The organism is Kitasatospora setae KM-6054 (assembly GCF_000269985.1).
GTDB lineage: Bacteria > Actinomycetota > Actinomycetes > Streptomycetales > Streptomycetaceae > Kitasatospora > Kitasatospora setae.
In genome coordinates this window covers 4925870-4943753 of sequence record NC_016109.1, presented here as the reverse complement: position 1 = coordinate 4943753, position 17884 = coordinate 4925870, and the positions used below count along the sequence as shown (strand labels likewise).

Here is a 17884-nt window from a genome sequence, read left to right as displayed (position 1 = left end):
ACTCAACCCGCCCTGTTCGGATACCACTTGGCGGCGAGGTCGACCGCCTCCCGGATCGGCATCAGGAAGCTCGGGGCCCGGCCGACCGGGCCCCGGCGCAGCGCGTCGCCGAGCTCCCGGTCGAGCAGGTCGCCCATCGCGGGGAAGTGCCGGTCGAACAGCCGGACGCCGGTGAACCGGAGCAGTTCGCGCTCGCCCGCCGGGCCGCTCCGCACGCAGGTGTACTGCTGCTCGGGCCGGTCGGGCTGCCAGTACTCCAGCAGGTGGAGGGGGGTGCAGCACCACACCGGCACGCCGATCATCAGGCAGCGGGCGCCCGCCCGGTAGAGCCGGCCGGCCGGCGAGTCCTCGCCGAGGTGGCACTCCAGCAGGTGTCCGGCGGTCAGGTCGGCGGCGGCGGGCCCGAGCGCGGTGAACGAGGTCTGCGGGTGCGCGCTGCGCAGCGCGCCGGGCCGCAGCCTGACCTCCTCGGCGAGCCGGCCCATGGTGGGCGAGGCGGGGGTGCGCAGGCGGTCCCAGGCGAGCATCCCCCGGTGGTATTCGGCCAGTTCGGCGGGGGTCAGCCCGGCGGTGGCGGCCCGGTAGTACGGGGAGGTGCGGGAGTTCTCGGGTGTAGCGGTGTACACGACCAGCGTGCCGCGCGCCCCCAGCGCCCGGACGAGCGCCTCCACCACCCCGCGCGCGCCCCCCTCGACCGGTCCGACCGCCCGCAGCGAGGACTGCACCAGCAGCACCTCGCCCTCCCGCACGCCCAGCTCCCGCAGCTGCCCGACGAGCGCGCCGACCGGCTGCGGGCGCCCCGGCGGCTCCGCGGGCGCCCCGGCCGGGCGGACCACCGTGCCGGTCACCGCCGGGCCGCCGCGCCCTGCCAGGCGGCCAGGTCGGCGGCGACGGCCTCCCTGGCGGCCCGCTCGGCGGCGGCGCCGACCGGCACCGCGAGCGCGGGGGCGAGCCCGGTGCGCATCCCGGCGGCGAAGCGCTCGCCGAGCGGGGTGAGCGAGCCGGAGCCCGCCAGCGTCTCGATCGCGTCGGCGGTGTGCGCCCGCCAGGTGGCCAGCTGCCGCCGGGCCGCCGTGGCGGCGTCGCCCCGGATCCCGTCGTACGCCCGCACCCGGCTCGCCCAGTACGCGGCGACCGCGAGGTGCGCGTAGGTACCCTGCAGCAGCCCCTCCAGCGGGCGCGGGTCGGGCCGCCACGGCGCGCGGTAGAGCCGCTCGTCGGCCGGGTCGTACAGGTCGTACAGGTCGAGCACGGCACCGAGCTTGACGTGCTGGAACTCGTGCGCGAGCAGCAGCGCCAGCACCGGCGCGGTGGTCGGCCGGGCGATCCCGACCGCCCCGTACGCCTGCCGGGCGGCGGCGCTGACGTCCCGGCCGTCCGGGCCGGGGGCGAGCGGGGTGACGGTGGCCAGGCCGGCCGCGATGCCGGCCGCGTAGCCGGGCAGGTCCCGGCCGAGCAGTTCCCACGCCTCCCGCAACGCGCCCGTCCAGTCGAGCAGTTCGGCGTCCGCCAGCCGGTCGGCGGCGGGCCACTGGTGGCTGTCGCGCTGCGGGTCGGTGTCCTCCAGGGCGAGCGTCCAGCCCGGCAGGGCGACCTTGCGGACGGGCTGCCACAGGTGGTCGCCGGCCCGGTCCCAGCCGACGGTGTGCTCCCCGCAGCGCAGCCCGTCCGGGCCGCCGCGCAGCACCGCCTCGCTCCGGCCGTCCAGCCGCAGCCGTCCCAGCGTCGGCAGGTGCAGCCAGCCCGCCCGGACCGGCAGCACCAGCTCGAACTCGGCCCGCCCGCGGGCCGCCGCCGCCGCCGCCAGCTCGGCCAGCCCGCCCAGGTCGGCCCGCTGCTCCCCGCCCAGGCAGCGCACCGCCCAGGCCCGGGTGTACGGGTGGGCGAGCACCGCGTCCAGCGCGCCCGGCGCGGTGCGGTCGGTCTCCGCCAGCAGCTGCCAGGCCGGGCTGCCGCCGGCCGCCCCGACGGCGGTCACCAGCCGCCGGGAGAGCTCCAGTTGGGCCCGGCCGAGGGCGGCGACGGCGTCCGGGCCGCCGAGGCCGTCGGCCAGTTCGTCCAGGTGCGCGGCGGTCAGCGGCCGGCGCTGCTGGGCGGGCACGGCGACGGGGGCCGAGACCCGGTCCCGGATGGTGGTGATGAGCTTCAAGAGGTCCCCGCAGTACACCGACGGGTGGTCGAAGCCCCCGCCGGTCCGGTATCGGTGGGCGTAGAGGCCGCCGCCGCAGCTGCGCACCACCGGGCAGGCCCGGCACTGCGCGGCGAGGCCCGCGAGGCCGGACTGCCGCTCCCGCATGCCCGGGTGCCGGGCGACCTCGTCCAGGCTGTGCGCGAACACGTCGAAGCCGGTGGCGGGCGCGCCGTCGTAGGCGGTCTTGAGGCTGTCGGCCTGCTCCAGCGTCCCGTCGGTCTCGACGACCACCAGGTCCGCCGGGTCCAGGCCGAGCGACTCGGTGAGGCTGGAGCGGCCGCGCAGGGTGCGGTGCACCGAGTCGAAGATCCGCACCGGCACCGGGCGGCCGCGCTCGCTCCAGTGCCGGTGGACCGCCAGCAGCCAGTCCGCGTACGGGGTCGGCCCGGCGCCCTCGGGGGCGACCGGCGGGTGGTCCCAGGTGGCGTGCGGCAGCAGGAAGTCGATCCGCGGCGGCCGCTCGGCGACCAGCGCCTCGTACACCGCGACCGGGTCGTTGGCGACGTCGATGGTGCACAGCAGCCCGGCGTACAGGTGCCGGAACTCCGGCTCGCGCAGCAGCGCGAGGGCGGCCAGCACCTTGGCGTGGCTGGAGCGGCCGTCCGGGAAGAGCCGGTGCCGGTCGTTGGCGAGCCGGTCGCCGTCCAGCGAGACGCCGACCTTGATCCCCTGCTCGGCGAAGAGCTCCAGGAACCGGCGGTTCAGCAGCACCCCGTTGGTGTGGATCCGCAGGTCGAGCGCGCAGCCGGCGGGCAGTGCGGCGCGCAGCAGCTCAGCGGCCCGGCGCAGCCGCTCCGGCCCGGCCAGCAGCGGTTCCCCGCCGTGCAGCACGACGTGCACGGCGGGGAGCCGGTGAGTGCGGGCGTGCTCGCCGATCCGTCCGGCGGTCCGCTCCAGCACCTCGTCCGAGGCCGCTCTGGCCTTGCGGCTCCAACTCGTGTCGGCGTGCTCGTACACGTAGCAGTGGTCGCAGGCCAGGTCGCAGCGACTATGGACTTTCAGTACGAATTGACTGAAAGGCACTGTTTCGGACATCTCGGGCGAACCGATTCGGCAGTTACCGCGCGGTCAGATGGACGACTGGAAAGCCGCGACCGCCACCTGGCGGGACGCGGCGGCGGGCAGCACCCGTTCGATCTGCGCGGTGAGGTCCTCGACGTCCAGCGCGGCGAGGTCGGCCAAGGCGGCGCGCTCGAAAGCGGCCTGAGGCTCGGACAGGTCTGCGGCAAGTGCAGTGGTCATTGGCGTTGCCTTCTTCAAGTGAGGCGTGCGAATGGAAGTACCGCGCGCGCGGGGACGACGGGCCCCGCCCGCTGGAACCGCGCGCGCGGGAAAAACATGCCCGCCCGCGGAGTCAGCAAAAGCATATCCGCCGCGGCTTCCCACCGAAGCCCGGTTGAAACCTCTGGATCAGGTCTTCTGCCGTCTGACCAGGCAGAGTTGACGCGACATCAGTTTCCGCAGGTCAGCCATTCGGCGGTATACCGACACACCCGCTCGTGCTATCGGCGCCCGCACTGGAGTGCCACCGCCCGCCCCCGTCAGGGGCAGAGCCGCTCGACCCGCCAGCCCTCGCCGTCGGCGACGTAGCGCAGCCGGTCGTGCAGGCGGTTCTCCCGGCCCTGCCAGAACTCGACGGTGCGGGGGACCACCCGGTAGCCGCCCCAGAACGGCGGGACCGGGACGCCCTCGCCCTCGGGGTAGCGGGCGGCCAGGTCGGCGTAGCGCCGCTCCAGCACCTCGCGGCCGGCCACCGGGCTGGACTGCTCGCTGGCCCAGGCGCCCAGCTGCGAGCCGTGCGGGCGGGTCCGGAAGTAGGCGGCGGTCTCGTCCCGGCCGACCTTCTCGACCCGGCCGGCCACGATCACCTGGCGGGCCAGCGCGATCCACGGGAACAGCAGCGCGGCGTTCGGGTTGGCCGCCAGGTCGGTGCCCTTGCGGGAGCCGTAGTTGGTGAAGAACACGAAGCCGCGCCCGTCGTAGCCCTTGAGCAGCACCGTCCGGGAGGACGGCAGCCCGTCGGCGTCGGCGGTGGAGAGCACCATCGCGTTCGGCTCGGCCACCCCGGCCTCGCCCGCCTCCTGGAACCAGTGGGCGAACTGCCGGTAGGGGTCCTCGGCGAGTTCCTCCTCGGCCAGGCCCTCGTGCCGGTAGTGCTCGCGCATCGCCGACAGGTCCGGCCAGGGCCGCTCGGCGGGGCCGCCGGGGTCGGCGGGGCCGGCCGCGGCGGCGGCGGGCAGGGACGTGGCACTCGGTTCGGCGTTCGGGTGGCGTTCCGCGGTAGGCACCCTCCCATCATCCCGTACGACAAGCGCCGGGCGCCGCTACGTCCGGGCAAACACCTGGGGATATGGTGACTCGCCACCGCTTCACCACCCGCTGCCCGGGGAATCGTCCGGCTATCGCCCGGGACGCCCCGAAAATCCGCCGAGGACGCCGGAGACGACAGGGGTTCGAGCGGCCCGTGGGGGAAACATCACCGTCGTGGTGTATGGCGCAATGCACTCCGTGCCTGACAATCTGACACCGAGTGCCAACCACCATCGGCCACCGGCGCGCCGCCCCACCACGGCCGCGTGCCGCGTCGGATCACTGAAGGAGCCGTTCAGATGTCGGATTTCGTACCCGGCCTTGAAGGTGTAGTCGCCTTCGAGAGCGAGATCGCCGAGCCCGACCGCGAGGGCGGGGCGCTGCGCTACCGCGGGGTGGACATCGAGGACCTGGTCGGCCAGGTCTCCTTCGGGCACGTGTGGGGCCTGCTGGTGGACGGCAAGTTCGCCCCCGGCCTGCCGGCCGCCGAGCCGTTCCCGATCCCGGTCCACTCCGGCGACATCCGGGTCGACGTGCAGTCCGCCCTCGCCATGCTGGCCCCGGTCTGGGGCCTCAAGCCGCTGCTGGACATCTCCGCCGAGCAGGCCCGCGACGACCTCGCCCGGGCCGCCGTGATGGCGCTGTCGTACGTGGCCCAGTCGGCCCGCGGCCAGGGCCTGCCGATGGTGCCGCAGCGCGAGATCGACAAGGCCGAGACGATCGTCGAGCGGTTCATGATCCGCTGGCGCGGCGAGCCGGACCCGAAGCACGTCAAGGCCGTCGACGCGTACTGGACCTCGGCCGCCGAGCACGGCATGAACGCCTCCACCTTCACCGCCCGGGTGATCGCCTCCACCGGCGCGGACGTCGCGGCGGCGCTCTCCGGCGCGGTCGGCGCGATGTCCGGCCCGCTGCACGGCGGCGCGCCGTCCCGGGTGCTCGGCATGATCGAGGAGATCGAGCGCACCGGCGACGCGGCGGGCTACGTCCGCAACGCCCTCGACAAGGGCGAGCGGCTGATGGGCTTCGGCCACCGCGTCTACCGCGCCGAGGACCCGCGCGCCCGGGTGCTGCGCCGCACCGCCAAGGAGCTCGGCGCGCCGCGCTTCGAGATCGCCGAGGCGCTGGAGAAGGCCGCGCTGGAGGAGCTGCACAACCGCCGCCCCGACCGCGTGCTGGCCACCAACGTCGAGTTCTGGGCCGCGATCATGCTGGACTTCGCCGAGGTCCCGGCGCACATGTTCACCTCGATGTTCACCTGTGCCCGCACGGCCGGCTGGTCCGCGCACATCCTGGAGCAGAAGCGCACCGGCCGACTGGTCCGCCCGGCCGCCCGCTACATCGGCCCGGCCGCCCGCAAGCCGGAGCAGATCGAGGGCTGGGAGCAGATCGCCGGCTGACCCACTTCCGGGTGAAAAGCCGATCGGCCGTCGGCGCCGGCACGGCCGCCACCGGGCGCGCGCACCCCCTCTGACCAGGGGTCACGCGTCCCGGTGCGGCCTGTCCGGGGCGGCCAAGATCACGTCTCAGCGGCCGGACGGGCGTACCGCGGGCGGCTATCCGGGGGATAGGCTGCGGCCGTGGCTCAGATTCAGATCCCCGCCGACAATCTGCCCAACGACGGCCGCTTCGGCTGCGGCCCCTCCAAGGTGCGCCCCGAGGCCCTGAGTGCCCTCGCCGCCACCGGAACCTCCCTGCTGGGCACCTCCCACCGCCAGGCGCCGGTCAAGAACATCGTGAAGCGCGTCCGCCAGGGCGTCGCCGAGCTGTTCTCGCTGCCCGAGGGCTACGAGGTCGTGCTCGGCAACGGCGGCTCCACCGCGTTCTGGGACATCGCCGCGTTCGGCCTGGTGCGCGAGAAGTCGCAGCACCTGGACTTCGGCGAGTTCTCCTCCAAGTTCGCCTCCTCCGTGAAGGCCGCCCCGTGGCTGGCCGAGCCGACGGTGATCAAGACCGCCCCGGGCACCCACCCGCTGCCGGTCGCCGAGGCGGGTGTGGACGTCTACGGCCTCACCCACAACGAGACCTCCACCGGTGTCGCGATGCCGATCCGCCGCCCCGAGGGCGCGGACGCCGGCTCGCTGGTCCTGGTCGACGCCACCTCCGGCGCCGGCGGCCTGCCGGTCGACATCCGCGAGACGGACGTCTACTACTTCGCCCCGCAGAAGTCCTTCGCCTCCGAGGGCGGCCTCTGGCTGGCCACCTTCTCGCCGGCCGCGCTGGAGCGCGCCGCGGAGATCGCCGGCTCCGGCCGGTACATCCCGCCGTTCTTCGACCTGCCGACCGCGATCGACAACTCGTCGAAGGACCAGACGTACAACACCCCGTCCATCACCACCCTCTTCCTGCTGGCCGACCAGCTGGAGTGGCTGAACGGCCAGGGCGGTCTGGAGTGGGCGGTGGCCCGCACCGCGGAGTCCTCCTCGATCCTGTACTCCTGGGCCGAGAAGTCCTCCTTCGCGCAGCCCTTCGTGGCCAAGCCGGAGGAGCGCTCGCAGGTCGTCGGCACCATCGACTTCGACGACTCGATCGACGCCGCCGCGGTCGCCAAGGCACTGCGTGCCAACGGCATCGTGGACACCGAGCCCTACCGCAAGCTGGGCCGCAACCAGCTGCGCGTCGCGATGTTCCCGGCGATCGACCCGGCGGACGTCGAGAAGCTCACCGGCGCGATCGACTACGTGGTCGGCCAGCTCTGACCGCGTCCTGAACGCCGAAAGGCCGCCGTCCCGCGCCGGGTGCGCGGGGCGGCGGCCTTTTCGGTGCTCGGCGGGGGCGCCGTCCCGTTCCGGCCCGGTCGTCGTCGTGCTCCGGCGCGGGGCTGGGCCGGGTGGTGATCGGGGCTGGGGCTTTGTCGGGCGAGCCCGGTGGCGCCGTCAGGCGGCGTTGGGGCCGAACTGGCCGAGGAAGCGGCCGGTGAACAGGTCCGCGCCCTTGAACTCGACGACCATCGACACCGGGGCGACGAACGGGCCCTCGGGCGAGGGGAGTTGGCCGACGCCGCCCTTGGAGCCGAGCGGCAGCAGGATCATCGGGAAGCCGAGCGGCCGGTAGGTCTCGGTGGGGGGCTCGCCCTTGAGCTGGGCGATGATGTTCTTCGCCACGACCTCGGCGTGCTGCATGGCGAAGCCCGCCATCTTGTTCTCGGCGATGTCGGTGAGGTCGCCGATCGCGTACACCGTGGTGTAGCCCTTGACGTGCAGGTTCTCGGTGACGGGGACCTGGCCGCGCTCGTTGCGGGCGGTGAGCTTGCCGTCGGCGAGGTAGCCGCTGTTGGTGGTGGTGCCGAAGGCGCGGTACCAGACGTCGGCGGTGATCGAGTCGCCGGCGGTGGTGGTGACGGTGAACTCGCCGGCCACACCGGGCTCGGTGCTCGGCTCCGCGGTCAGGCCGGTGCCCAGCCGGACCTCGACGCCGAGGGCGGCGAGCTGGTTGTCCAGGTCCTCGACGACCGCGGCCTCGAAGCCGGGCAGCAGCCGGGCGGCCGGGTCGACGACGGTGACCTGCTTGTCCGGCCACACCTCCTTGATCTCGCCGGCCAGCTCCAGGCCGACCGGGCCCGCGCCGAGGATCAGGATCCGCTCGGCGTCGACCAGCTCGGCGTGCGAGCGGCGGAAGTCCTCGATCGCGCCGGCCGCGGTGTCCGAGGTCGGATTGGCCGGGTAGGCGTAGTCGGAGCCGGTGGCCAGCACGATGTAGTCGGCCGGGACGTGCTCGCCGGAGGCGAGGGTGACGCCGTTGGCGTCGACCGAGACCGCGGTGTCGCGGATGGCGCGGCCCTTGGTCAGCAGGGTCTCGAACGGGAAGAACACGTTGCCGGCCCAGTCGGGCCGGGTGACGGCGCGCAGCGAGCCGGCGACGTTGACGAAGGAGTCACGGGGGTCGATCAGGACGACGTCCGCCTCGGACTCCAGCGCCTTGGCGACCGCGGCGCCACCGTAGCCTCCGCCCACGACGGCGACAGTACGACTCATGGTTTTCACGCTCCAGACTGAAAGGAAAGGCTTGAGTTCGCTCTACGAACCTTACTTATTCGTACTACGAACTTCAATCGGAATGAGTTTCATGAACTACAAATTCCGGTGAAGGAACCATGGAGGGACGTGAAGGCGATCGGAAGTTCGTCAGGCGAACTTTCGGTATTCCTGTGGTAGGATCCCCGCGTGGCGAAACAGGAGGACGACCGGATCGGACTGGTGGCCGCCCTGGTGCGGTCCTCGTTCCTGGTGGACGCCGTCTACGCCGAGTCCGGCCGCGAGCACGGCCTGACCCCGCAGCAGGGGAAACTGCTGTGCGTCCTGATGGCGCAGCCGTACGGCATGAGCGAGTTGAGCGGAATGCTCAGGCTCGCCAAATCCAGCCTCACCGGGCTGGTGGACCGCACCGAGAACAACGGGCTGGTGCGGCGCGAGGCCGACCCCCGCGACAGCCGCGCGGTGCAGGTCGCGCTCACCCCGAAGGGCGCCCGGCTCGCCGACCGCTTCTACACCGAGGCGTGCGGCCGGATCGAGCGGCTGGCGGACGGGCTCGACCCCCGGGAGCAGGAATCCCTCGCCGAACTGCTCGGCCGCGTGGTGCTGGACAACAACGTGCCGGTGGTCTTCGTCGAGCCCGAGAGCGGGCCGGCCCGCCCCTGAACGACCCGCCCCGCCCCGCCCCGCCCCGGAACGGGCCGGGCCCGGGACGCGGTCAGGCCGCGGTCAGGTCCGGCTCGGCGCGGGCGAGGCCCACCGCCGACTGGACGCGGTTCGACGTGCGGGGGCCTCCTCAGGTGAGCAGGGTGCCGCCGGTGGCGTCGATGAAGGCGCCGGTGATCCAGCGGGCCTCGTCGGTGGTGAGGAAGGTGATGACGTCGGCGACGTCGCCGGCGCCGCCGACCCGCTTGAAGGCGGACAGCTGGGACATCGCGGCGACGGCGTCCGGGTTGGCGAAGATCGCGCCGCCGTTGTCGGTGATGCCGGGGGCGACGCTGTTCACGGTGATCCCGCGCGGGGCGAGGATCAGCGCCAGGTGCAGGGTGAGCTGCTCGATCGCGCCCTTGGTCATGGCGTAGGCGAGCTGGTCGGGGGCGGCGGTGCGGGTCACCGCGGAGGAGACGTTGACGATCCGTCCGCCGTCGGGCATCAGGGCGGCGGCGCGCTGGGTGAGGAAGTACGGGGCCTTGGCGTTGACCGCGAAGTAGCGGTCGAACTCCTCGGGGGTGAGGTCCTCGGGGGCGGAGCCGGTCGGGGTGACGGCCGCGTTGTTGACCAGGATGTTCAGCCGGGCCTCGCCGGTGCGCTCCTCGAGGCCGCGTTCGAGGCCGAGGAAGAGGGTGTGGACGTCGCCGGGGACGCCCAGTTCGGCGCGGACCGCGAAGGCCCGGCCGCCCTCCTTCTCGATCAGGGCCACGGTGTCCTCGGCGGCCTGCCGGTCGGCGGTCCAGTGCACCGCGACCAGGGCGCCCTCGCGGGCGAGCCGGATCGCGGTGGCCCGGCCGATGCCCCGGGAGGAGCCGGTCACGAGTGCCGTCTTGTCGGTGAGCCTGTCCACGGTCGACCTTCCGGGTTGCGGGGTGGGGTACGGGCGGGGCGCGGCGGGCGCGCCGGGCGCCGGCGGGGCGGTGGGCGCGGGCGGCGCCGGGGTGTCGGGGCCGCTGATGGTGCGGGCGCCGCCGGCCCGCGGTTCGGCGGCGGGGAGGAGCCCGACCGGTCCGGCGCCGACCGCCGGCACCTCGGTGTCGACGCGGGTCACGGGCGCCGCCCGAGGGCGGGGCCGAACCAGCGGGCGAGCGCGCCGGGCAGGTCGTGGTGGCTGCCGGGGGCGGCCCAGGCCACGTGGCCGTCCGGGCGGACCAGCAGCGCGGCGGTGCCGTCGGCCGGGCCCGGCGGCGCAGCACCGGGTTGTCCTCCAGGTCGAGCAGGACGCCGCGGCCGCCGCGCAGCAGCGCGGTGCTGGTGGTCCCGGTGCCGTCGGCGGTGGTGAGCGGCAGGTGCGGCAGGCGGCGGCCGAGCAGCGGGTTGGCGCCGCCGCCGACCTCGTAGCGGATGTCCTTGTCGCTGACCTCGGCGGCCAGGTGGCGGGTGGCGCCGGGGAGGCCGACCAGTTCGGCGAGCACCTCGCGCAGCGGAACGGCCTCCTCGCCGCCGGGCACCGGCCGGCTCTGCGCGCGGGTGTCGGCGAGCAGCGCCCGGCCGACCGGGTGCCGTTCGGCGTGGTAGGTGTCGAGCAGGTCCTCGGGGGCGTCGCCGCGCAGGACCGAGGCCAGTTTCCAGCCGAGGTTGTGGGAGTCCTGGAGGCTGGTGTCCATGCCCTGGCCGCCGGCCGGCAGGTGCACGTGGGCGGCGTCGCCGGCCAGCAGGACCCGGCCGCGCCGGTACGCGGAGACCTGCCGGGAGGCGTTGCCGAAGGCGCTGACCCGGACCGGTTCGGCGTGCGAGACGTCGATGCCGGTGAGCCGCTTCCACAGGTCGGCGACCTCCTCGAAGGCGGGCGGGCCGGTGCGGCGGCGGGGCGGGATGCCGTGCTCGCCGACGATGATCCGGTGGATCCCGCCGGGCAGCTCGGCGACCGTCACGAAGCCGCCGCCGGCGTGTTCGCCGGTCGTCCGGGGTTCGAGGTCGACGCCGCGCAGGTCGGCCAGCAGCATCTCGGTGGTGGCGGCGGTGCCGGGGAAGTCGAACCCGGCGTCCTCGCGCACCGCGCTGCGGCCGCCGTCGCAGCCGACCAGGTAGCGGGTGGCGAGTTCGTACTCGGTGCCGTCGTCCCGGCGGACCGTCAGGGTGACGGTGTCGCCCTCGTCGCGGTGGCCGAGGTAGTCGTGGCCGCGCCGCAGGTCGGCGCCGAGCTCGCGGGCCCAGTCCTCCAGGACCTGCTCGGTCGCCGACTGCGGGATGGTGCGGGCCGGCCGCAGGTGTGGGGCGAGCACGCCCGGGTCGAACGGGACGCCGCCGAAGTGGCCGGTGTCGGCGGTGTCGTGGGGCTCGAACCGGCGCAGCAGGCCGCGCTGGTCGAACACCTCCATGGTGCCGGTGGTCAGGCCGATCCCGCGGGGCTCGCCGGTGCGGGCGCGGTGGCGTTCCAGCACCGTCACGTCGGCGCCCGCCAGGCGGAGTTCCCCGGCGAGCATCAGCCCGGCTGGTCCTGCTCCGACAACGACCACCGAAGCGTCCATGAATCTCTCCTTCTCAGGGCCGGCGGCGGGGCCGCCGACAGCGGCAGTCCCGCCGCGCCGTCGAACAGGCACGCCACCGGGAGCGAGCGCAGCGTGATGAGCGGCTCCGCGACGCCCGCCAGGGCGGTGGCGGCGGAGTGCCGGGGTCCGACGAGCACGTCGCGGACGGTCCAGCCGGACGGGAGGGGCGGGGCGCCGGTGCCGGTGCCGGTGCCCTTCAGGTGGGCCTCCCTGCGGGTCCGCGACCGGCCGAAGGCGACCGGCCGGCGGGCCTCGGGGGGCCGGCGGCTCGCGCCGCTCGGCCGGGTGCGGGGCGGGCCCGCACACCTCGACCGCCTCCGGTCCCGGGGTGGGCGGTGGCGGTGGCGGGGTTACCAGGCGTACGCCTCGGGCGCGGGCTTGGCGCCGTTCGGGCCGGGCGCCGGGAACAGCTGGTCGAGCCGGTGCAGCACCGACCCGTCGAGCCGGACGTCGAGCGCGCGCAGCGAGCTGTCCACCTGGTCGACGGTGCGCGGGCCGATGATCGGGCCGGTGACGCCGGGCTGGGCCAGCAGCCAGGCCAGTCCGACGTGGGCCGGGTCGGCGCCCAGGTCGGCGCAGAGCTTCTCGTACGCCTCGACGGTGTCGCGGTGCTGGGCGAGCGCGGCGGCGGAGTGGCCGCTGACGCCGCGTCCGGCGCCGCCCTCGCGCTGCTTGCGCAGCACCCCGCCGAGCACGCCGCCGTTCAGCGGGCCCCACGGGATCAGGCCGATGCCGTAGTTCCGGGCGGCGGGCAGCACCTCGAGTTCGGCCCAGCGGGTCATCAGGTTGTACCGGGTCTGCTCGCTGACCAGGCCGAGGAAGTGCCGGGAGCGGGCCGCCTCCTGGGCCTGCGCCAGGTGCCAGCCGGCGAAGTTGGAGGAGCCGAAGTACAGCACCTTGCCCTGCTGGCGCAGGACGCCGAGCGCCTCCCAGATCTCGTCCCAGGGCGTGTCCCGGTCGATGTGGTGCATCTGGTAGAGGTCGATGTGGTCGGTCCGCAGGCGCTTCAGCGAGGCTTCGCAGGCGCGCCGGATGTTCAGCGCGGACAGCCGGCCCTCGTTGGGCCGGCTGCCGGTCGGGATGTAGACCTTGGTGGCCAGCACGGTCCGGTCGCGGCGCTCCGGGTCGCCGGCGAACCAGCGGCCGATGATCTCCTCGGTGCTGGTCTCGCCCGGGCGGGTGCCGTAGACGTTGGCGGTGTCGAAGAAGTTGACGCCCTGTTCGTGGGCGCGCTGCATGATCGCGTGGCTCTCGGCCTCGTCGGTCTCGGTGCCGAAGTTCATCGTGCCGAGCACCAGCCGGGAGACCGTCAGGCCGCTGCGTCCGAGCTTGGCGTACTCCATGGGTACCACTCCTTGAACTGGGTGAGGTCCGTTCCGGGGGCGCGGCCCGGGCGTCGGCCCAGGTCCGTCCAGAGCGGCGTGCTGTCGAACCAGTGGTCGTCGGCGAGCATGGCCAGCGCGTGGGCGGCCGCCGGGTCGGCGGCCACCCGGGCGCGGGCCTGTTCGAGGGTGAGCGGGGCGGACGGCGGGCGGGGTCCGCAGCGGGCGGCGGCGGCCAGCAGCGCGGCGGCCGGCACCGGCTCCGGGTGGGCCAGGTGGTAGACGGGCGAGCGCAGCCGTCCGGCCGGGGCGTGCCCCACCGCGGCCACCAGGGTGCCGAGTTCGTCCGCGGCGATCACCGAGTGCCGGGTCCGCCAGCCGGTCGGGGTGACGGCCAGCCGGGCCAGCAGCCGCCGCAGTCCGGGGACCACCCAGCGGTCGCCCGGCCCGTACACCAGGTGCGGGCGCAGCACCGTTCCGCCGTACGCCAGGACCGCCTCCTCGGCCTCCGCGCGGGTGCGCGAGGTCGGCGAGCCGGGGCGGCGGGTGAGCTGTTCGGGCCGCTCGCCGAGGTAGCGGCCGCGGCCGTAGACGGAGGCGGTGCTGACGTACACGACGCGCTCGACGCCGGCCCGGGCGGCCTCGGCGAGCAGCGCGGCGGTGCCGAGGGCGTTGACGGCCCGGTTCCGCTCGGGGCTGCCGCCGACCGCCGAGGCGCAGTGCAGCAGCACCTGGACGCCGTCGCACAGGCCGCGCAGCGACGCCGGGTCGCCGAGGTCGGCCCGCACCACCACCCCGGCGGCGGACGGCGGCGCGGGCCGGCGGTGGTGGGCGGCGAGGACCAGGGCGCCGCCGTGGCGGGCCGCCGCGCGGGCGACGTGGGAGCCGAGGAAGCCGGCCGCGCCGGTGATCAGGGTGCGGCCCGGCGGCCGGGGTCCGGGGGCGTTCACCGGGTCCGGTCGCGCAGGGTCAGGCGGGTGGTGAACACCGTCCGGCCGTCCTGGACGCCGCGCACGTGGACGTGGGCGTCGCCGGCCAGGTCGACGCCCGTCCGCTCGGCCTCGATGCCGCAGAACTCGTCGAGCTCGGCGTAGGAGTGGAAGGAGCTGTCCAGGTCGACCACCAGGCCGTCGGGCCGGCCGGTGACGGCGTGCGCGGCCTGCCGGGCCCCCTCGATCAGCAGCATGCCGGGGACGTGGTCGACCGGGTGGTCGAAGAAGATCGGGTGCTCGCAGTCGACCCGCAGCCGCCAGCGGCCGGGGCCGCCCTCCGGGTGCGCGCCGAGCACCACGTTCTCGGGCTGGCGGCGGCCGACCGTCGCCGGGTCCACCGCCGGCCCGGCGGGCCGCGGGATCCAGGTGGGGAGGTCGCCGCGGAGCCGGGCGTACACCGCCGGGGTGGTGAAGGCGACGGCCGCGCCCGCGGTGGCCAGCGGCACGCCGTCCACCAGCACGGTCATCTCGAAGCGCATGCCGGTGACCCGGAAGCCGCGGCGGGTGATCCCGTGGGCGACCACCCGCAGTTCGACCTCGGTGGGGGCGGGGGTGGCGACGAGCAGCTCGGCGGCGGCCGAGAAGCGGATGGACTGCAGGAGGAACCGGGTGCCGAGCTGGACCCCGTACTCGGCGTGCGCGAGCAGCATCCCGGCCTGCCGGACCGACTCCATCAGCAGCAACGGGTCCTGGTAGCCGCCGGACTGCGCGAACAGGGCGTGCCCGCGCGGCCACTGGGCCCGCACCACGAACGCGTCGGGCTCCGGTGCGGCGCGCCAGTCCGTGAGCAGCACTTCCGATACGGAGGCGCGGTGCACGTACTGACGCGGAACGATCGTGGTGAGCCCGGTCCGGACGGTGTCGAGAAGATCGGTCATCCTCAGCGCTCCTGTCTGATTCTGGGCAGGGCCGACCCATCGGCTGCGTGTCCGCAGCCAGCCCCCGCTCAGCCATAAGATACAGACCGACCTGTCGGGTAACACAAGTAAAAACAGTTTCGCCGTAATGTTTTTCCTCGGCCCGCCACCTCGCCATCCCGCCTCCCGCGCAGCCCAGCGGCCCTCTCGACACGCCCGGCGACGGCTCGAACACGCTCATGATCAACCAATCCGCACCAAATCGGTGCATAGCATCCACATCTCGCCCCCGGCAGGCCGGGGCGTCCCGGCGGACTCGGCCGCCACCTGCGACGACCCGATGTGCGATTGACATCCAGACAAGTCTGTTTGGTAACGTCGAAGCACGCCCGGGTTCCATGCGAACACCTGGCAGACAGGGGGACAGATGAACCTGCAGACGACGGGCCTGCCCGAGCCGCTCGCCGCACGGCACCGCACCGCACCGCACACCCACCGCCCGGCCCCGGGAGTGCACGTCCCGGTCGAGCACCGGGCGCTGCGCATCCTGGTGGTGCAGAACGAGGAACGCGCCGCCGGCGCCCTGGTCCAGGACCTGGCCCGGCGCGGCTACCGGGCCGAGAGCGTCGCCACCGGCGGCCAGGCCCTGCGCGTCCACCACCGGGCCGACCTGATCCTGCTCGACCTGGACCTCACCGACCTGGACGGCCTCGAAGTCTGCGGCGGCATCCGGGCGGTCAGCGACACCCCGATCATCGCCGTCACCGAGCGCGGCAGCGAGCTCGACCGGGTCCTCGGCCTCCAGGCCGGCGCCGACGACTACATGGTCAAGCCGTACGGCTTCCACGAACTGCTGGCCCGGATCGGGGCCGTGATGCGCCGATTCCGCCCGGTGCGGACCTCCCGCACCATCGACCACGGCCCGCTGCGGATCGACGCCTCGACCCGCCGGGTGACCCTGCACGGCGAGTGGGTGGAGCTCACCCGCAAGGAGTTCGACCTGCTGCACGCGCTCGCGGCGCAGCCCGGCGCGGTGGTCTCCCGGCGGCAGCTGATGACCCAGGTCTGGGACGACGCCTGGTCGCCCAAGGGACGCACCCTCGACACCCATGTCAGCAGCCTGCGAGGCAAGTTGGGGTCCAGCGACTGGATCGTGACCGTCCGCGGCGTGGGGTTCCGGCTGGGCTGTCCGTGAGCCGGCGCACCGCCACCCCGGTGCCCCGCCCCCTCCCCCGCCGGGCCGACGACGCCCCCGGCCGCACCGCCGCCCGGAACACCGGACTCCGCCGACCTGCCTGCGTGCCACTAGGATGCAGACAGGTCGGCATATTTTTTTCCCTCGACACCGGAAGCATCCACAGCACAGCGAGCACAAGGACACAGGTATGGCGAAGCAGGAACGCGGCACGAGATCCCGGCGGGCGATCCTGGAAGCCGCGGCCGAGGTATTCGACCTGCGCGGCTTCGACGCCGCCAGCACCAACGAGATCCTCAGCCGGAGCGGACTGACCCGCGGCGCTCTCTACCACCACTTCCCCTCCAAGGAGGCCATCGCCGTGGCCCTCTTCGAGGCGCACCGCGAGGGCCTGACGCTCCCCCCGCACACCAGCAAGCTGCAGGCGATCGTCGACCTCTCCTTCGCCTTCGCCGCCCGGCTCCAGACCGACCCGGTGCTGCGCGCCAGCGTGCGGCTCGCGGTCGAGCAGACCTCCTTCACCCGCCCGGCCAACTCGCCCTACGACCAGTCCAACGCGGTCATCCGCCAACTGCTCGGCGAGGCCGCCACCCAGGGCGAGACGCTCCCCGGACTCGACCTGGACGAGGCCACCGAGGTGATCGTCGGCGCGTTCACCGGCATGCAGGTGATGTCCCAGGTCCACAGCAACCGGGCCGACCTGCAGCAGCGCCTCGGCTCGCTGTGGCGGCTGCTGCTGCCCGGCCTGGCCAACCCCGGCATGATCTGCAACCTGCGGCTGACCCCGCTGCCCGAAGCCGCCGCCCCCGAGCCCGAACCCGCCCCCGAAGCCCCCGCCGTCGACTGACCCGCACCGCACCGCCGGGACGACACCGCCGGACCCCGGGCCCCGACCCCGGACCGGACGCCACCGCATCGCAGCACCGCGCACCGCGCACACCACCCCGCAGCGCCCCGCCCGCAGCGCCCCGCCCCGGCGGCCCGGCACCCGCCGAACCGCCCGGCCGGGAGAACCCCGTGCCCCGTACCGCGCCGGCCCCGAGTCGCCAACGCCCGTACGGGGCACCGCCGTTCGCCGCCCCGGCACCGCCGGCCCGGCAGCACCGGCCCCGCCGCGCTACGGCTGCTGCACCGCGCCCTCCGGCACCGCGGCCGAACCGGCCAGCGCGGCGGAACCGGCCAGCGCCCGGCCCCAGATCCGCTCGGCGCGCTCGGGCGCCCACCAGGCGGCGTCGGTGCGGCCGAGCGACTCCAGGCCGGCGGTGACGACCACCGCGAGGTCCGCGAGCAGCAGTTGGTCGGCGGCCTCCGGGTCGGCGGCGGCGACCCGGCCGTGGAGCTGTTCCAGCATCTCCTCGCGCAGCCGGGGCGGCCCGTCGGTGCCGTCGACCGAGACGAGCATGCCGGCGCGCACCAACTGGTCCGCCGCCAGGGCCTGGCCGAGCGCGACGCTGAACCGGACCGGCGCCGCCTCGTCCCGCTCGGCGAAGCTGTGCTCGATCATCGCCAGCACCCGTTCCCGCGCCTGCGCGTGCACCTCGGCGACCAGCTCGGCGATCGACTGGAAGTGGTGGTACAGCGCGCCGCGGCTCACGCCGGCGGTCTTGCAGATGTTCACGAGGCCGGCCTCGGCCAGCCCTCCGTTCGCGATGAGTTCCACCGAGGCACGTACGAGTGCCTGCCGGGTGGCGCTGGAGCGCGGCTGCATCCTGCCTGCCTCCTCGTCGGAACGAACGAAGGGTCGAACGGAGACGAGCACCCTGGATCCCCGGTGCTCAACCCCAACTAACCATATAACCCTGCCTGTTTTTACAGAACATCCCAGAGCGTACTCAGGGCACAA

The 17884-nt window shown here is 74.4% G+C and carries 15 protein-coding genes and 1 pseudogene; 5 read left to right on the top strand and 11 right to left on the bottom strand.

From position 1 onward, the window contains the following. Positions 1 to 2: 2 nt before the first annotated feature. The 4 genes from KSE_RS22040 to pdxH form a co-directional block, all read right to left on the bottom strand. The gene (locus tag KSE_RS22040; RefSeq protein ID WP_014137556.1) at positions 3 to 848 is read right to left on the bottom strand and encodes an AAC(3) family N-acetyltransferase; all 846 of its coding nucleotides are present in this window, start codon (positions 846 to 848) and stop codon (positions 3 to 5) included. Then, positions 845 to 3226, bottom strand: coding sequence for an FxsB family cyclophane-forming radical SAM/SPASM peptide maturase (locus KSE_RS22035; RefSeq protein WP_014137555.1), 2382 nt, complete (start codon positions 3224 to 3226; stop codon positions 845 to 847). The genes KSE_RS22040 and KSE_RS22035 overlap by 4 nt, the downstream gene beginning before the upstream one ends. A gap of 33 nt (positions 3227 to 3259) precedes the next feature. Continuing rightward, positions 3260 to 3433, bottom strand: coding sequence for an FxSxx-COOH cyclophane-containing RiPP peptide (gene fxsA, locus KSE_RS39380; RefSeq protein ID WP_014137554.1), 174 nt, complete (start codon positions 3431 to 3433; stop codon positions 3260 to 3262). 299 nt (positions 3434 to 3732) lie between these two features. Further along, complete coding sequence (pdxH, locus tag KSE_RS22030) at positions 3733 to 4479, bottom strand: pyridoxamine 5'-phosphate oxidase (RefSeq protein ID WP_014137553.1); 747 nt, start codon at positions 4477 to 4479, stop codon at positions 3733 to 3735. Positions 4480 to 4800: 321 nt separating this feature from the next. Between pdxH and KSE_RS22025 the strand changes: the two genes are divergently transcribed. Further along, entirely contained in the window at positions 4801 to 5901 is a 1101-nt protein-coding gene (locus KSE_RS22025; RefSeq protein WP_014137552.1) for a citrate synthase 2, read from the top strand. 180 nt (positions 5902 to 6081) lie between these two features. After that, complete coding sequence (gene serC, locus KSE_RS22020) at positions 6082 to 7200, top strand: phosphoserine transaminase (protein ID WP_014137551.1); 1119 nt, start codon at positions 6082 to 6084, stop codon at positions 7198 to 7200. A 177-nt stretch (positions 7201 to 7377) separates the two neighbouring features. Here the strand turns inward: serC and KSE_RS22015 are convergent, their stop codons facing one another. Beyond that, a complete protein-coding gene (locus tag KSE_RS22015; protein ID WP_014137550.1) occupies positions 7378 to 8475 on the bottom strand; it encodes an NAD(P)/FAD-dependent oxidoreductase in 1098 nt (365 codons plus the stop codon). A 189-nt stretch (positions 8476 to 8664) separates the two neighbouring features. On the opposite strand from KSE_RS22015, the gene KSE_RS22010 reads away from it, so the two are divergent. After that, a complete protein-coding gene (locus KSE_RS22010; RefSeq protein ID WP_014137549.1) occupies positions 8665 to 9138 on the top strand; it encodes a MarR family winged helix-turn-helix transcriptional regulator in 474 nt (157 codons plus the stop codon). 130 nt (positions 9139 to 9268) lie between these two features. On the opposite strand, the gene KSE_RS22005 is transcribed toward KSE_RS22010, so the two are convergent. The 5 genes and pseudogenes from KSE_RS22005 to KSE_RS21985 all read right to left on the bottom strand — a co-directional run bounded on the left by KSE_RS22005 (position 9269) and on the right by KSE_RS21985 (position 14867). Continuing rightward, on the bottom strand, positions 9269 to 10234 hold the full coding sequence (locus KSE_RS22005) for an SDR family NAD(P)-dependent oxidoreductase (protein ID WP_014137548.1): 966 nt from the start codon (positions 10232 to 10234) through the stop codon (positions 9269 to 9271). Continuing rightward, a pseudogene (locus KSE_RS22000) lies at positions 10231 to 11654 on the bottom strand (FAD-dependent monooxygenase). Before KSE_RS22000 ends, KSE_RS22005 begins: the two are co-directional and overlap by 4 nt. Before the next feature lie 371 nt (positions 11655 to 12025). Continuing rightward, complete coding sequence (locus KSE_RS21995; protein WP_014137545.1) at positions 12026 to 13018, bottom strand: aldo/keto reductase; 993 nt, start codon at positions 13016 to 13018, stop codon at positions 12026 to 12028. Next, entirely contained in the window at positions 12985 to 13947 is a 963-nt protein-coding gene (locus KSE_RS21990; protein ID WP_014137544.1) for an NAD-dependent epimerase/dehydratase family protein, read from the bottom strand. Before KSE_RS21990 ends, KSE_RS21995 begins: the two co-directional genes overlap by 34 nt. After that, complete coding sequence (locus KSE_RS21985; protein ID WP_014137543.1) at positions 13944 to 14867, bottom strand: ScbA/BarX family gamma-butyrolactone biosynthesis protein; 924 nt, start codon at positions 14865 to 14867, stop codon at positions 13944 to 13946. Before KSE_RS21985 ends, KSE_RS21990 begins: the two co-directional genes overlap by 4 nt. 406 nt (positions 14868 to 15273) lie before the next feature. Between KSE_RS21985 and KSE_RS21980 the strand changes: the two genes are divergently transcribed. Then, complete coding sequence (locus KSE_RS21980) at positions 15274 to 16041, top strand: response regulator transcription factor (protein WP_014137542.1); 768 nt, start codon at positions 15274 to 15276, stop codon at positions 16039 to 16041. A 190-nt stretch (positions 16042 to 16231) separates the two neighbouring features. Further along, complete coding sequence (locus KSE_RS21975) at positions 16232 to 16888, top strand: ScbR family autoregulator-binding transcription factor (RefSeq protein ID WP_014137541.1); 657 nt, start codon at positions 16232 to 16234, stop codon at positions 16886 to 16888. 270 nt (positions 16889 to 17158) lie between these two features. Here KSE_RS21975 and KSE_RS21970 read toward each other — a convergent pair whose 3' ends face one another. Beyond that, positions 17159 to 17749, bottom strand: a complete 591-nt coding sequence (locus KSE_RS21970; RefSeq protein WP_014137540.1) for a TetR family transcriptional regulator — start codon at positions 17747 to 17749, stop codon at positions 17159 to 17161. Positions 17750 to 17884 lie beyond the last annotated feature (135 nt).

Excerpts from the sequence above, each read along its gene's own strand:
- KSE_RS21980 (WP_014137542.1), top strand. The coding sequence starts at position 15,274 with ATGAACCTGCAGACGACGGGCCTGCCCGAGCCGCTCGCCGCACGGCAC.
- KSE_RS21985 (WP_014137543.1), bottom strand. The coding sequence starts at position 14,867 with ATGACCGATCTTCTCGACACCGTCCGGACCGGGCTCACCACGATCGTT.
- KSE_RS21975 (WP_014137541.1), top strand. The coding sequence starts at position 16,232 with ATGGCGAAGCAGGAACGCGGCACGAGATCCCGGCGGGCGATCCTGGAA.
- KSE_RS22015 (WP_014137550.1), bottom strand. The coding sequence starts at position 8,475 with ATGAGTCGTACTGTCGCCGTCGTGGGCGGAGGCTACGGTGGCGCCGCG.
- fxsA (WP_014137554.1), bottom strand. The coding sequence starts at position 3,433 with ATGACCACTGCACTTGCCGCAGACCTGTCCGAGCCTCAGGCCGCTTTC.
- KSE_RS22025 (WP_014137552.1), top strand. The coding sequence starts at position 4,801 with ATGTCGGATTTCGTACCCGGCCTTGAAGGTGTAGTCGCCTTCGAGAGC.
- KSE_RS22035 (WP_014137555.1), bottom strand. The coding sequence starts at position 3,226 with ATGTCCGAAACAGTGCCTTTCAGTCAATTCGTACTGAAAGTCCATAGT.
- KSE_RS21970 (WP_014137540.1), bottom strand. The coding sequence starts at position 17,749 with ATGCAGCCGCGCTCCAGCGCCACCCGGCAGGCACTCGTACGTGCCTCG.
- KSE_RS21995 (WP_014137545.1), bottom strand. The coding sequence starts at position 13,018 with ATGGAGTACGCCAAGCTCGGACGCAGCGGCCTGACGGTCTCCCGGCTG.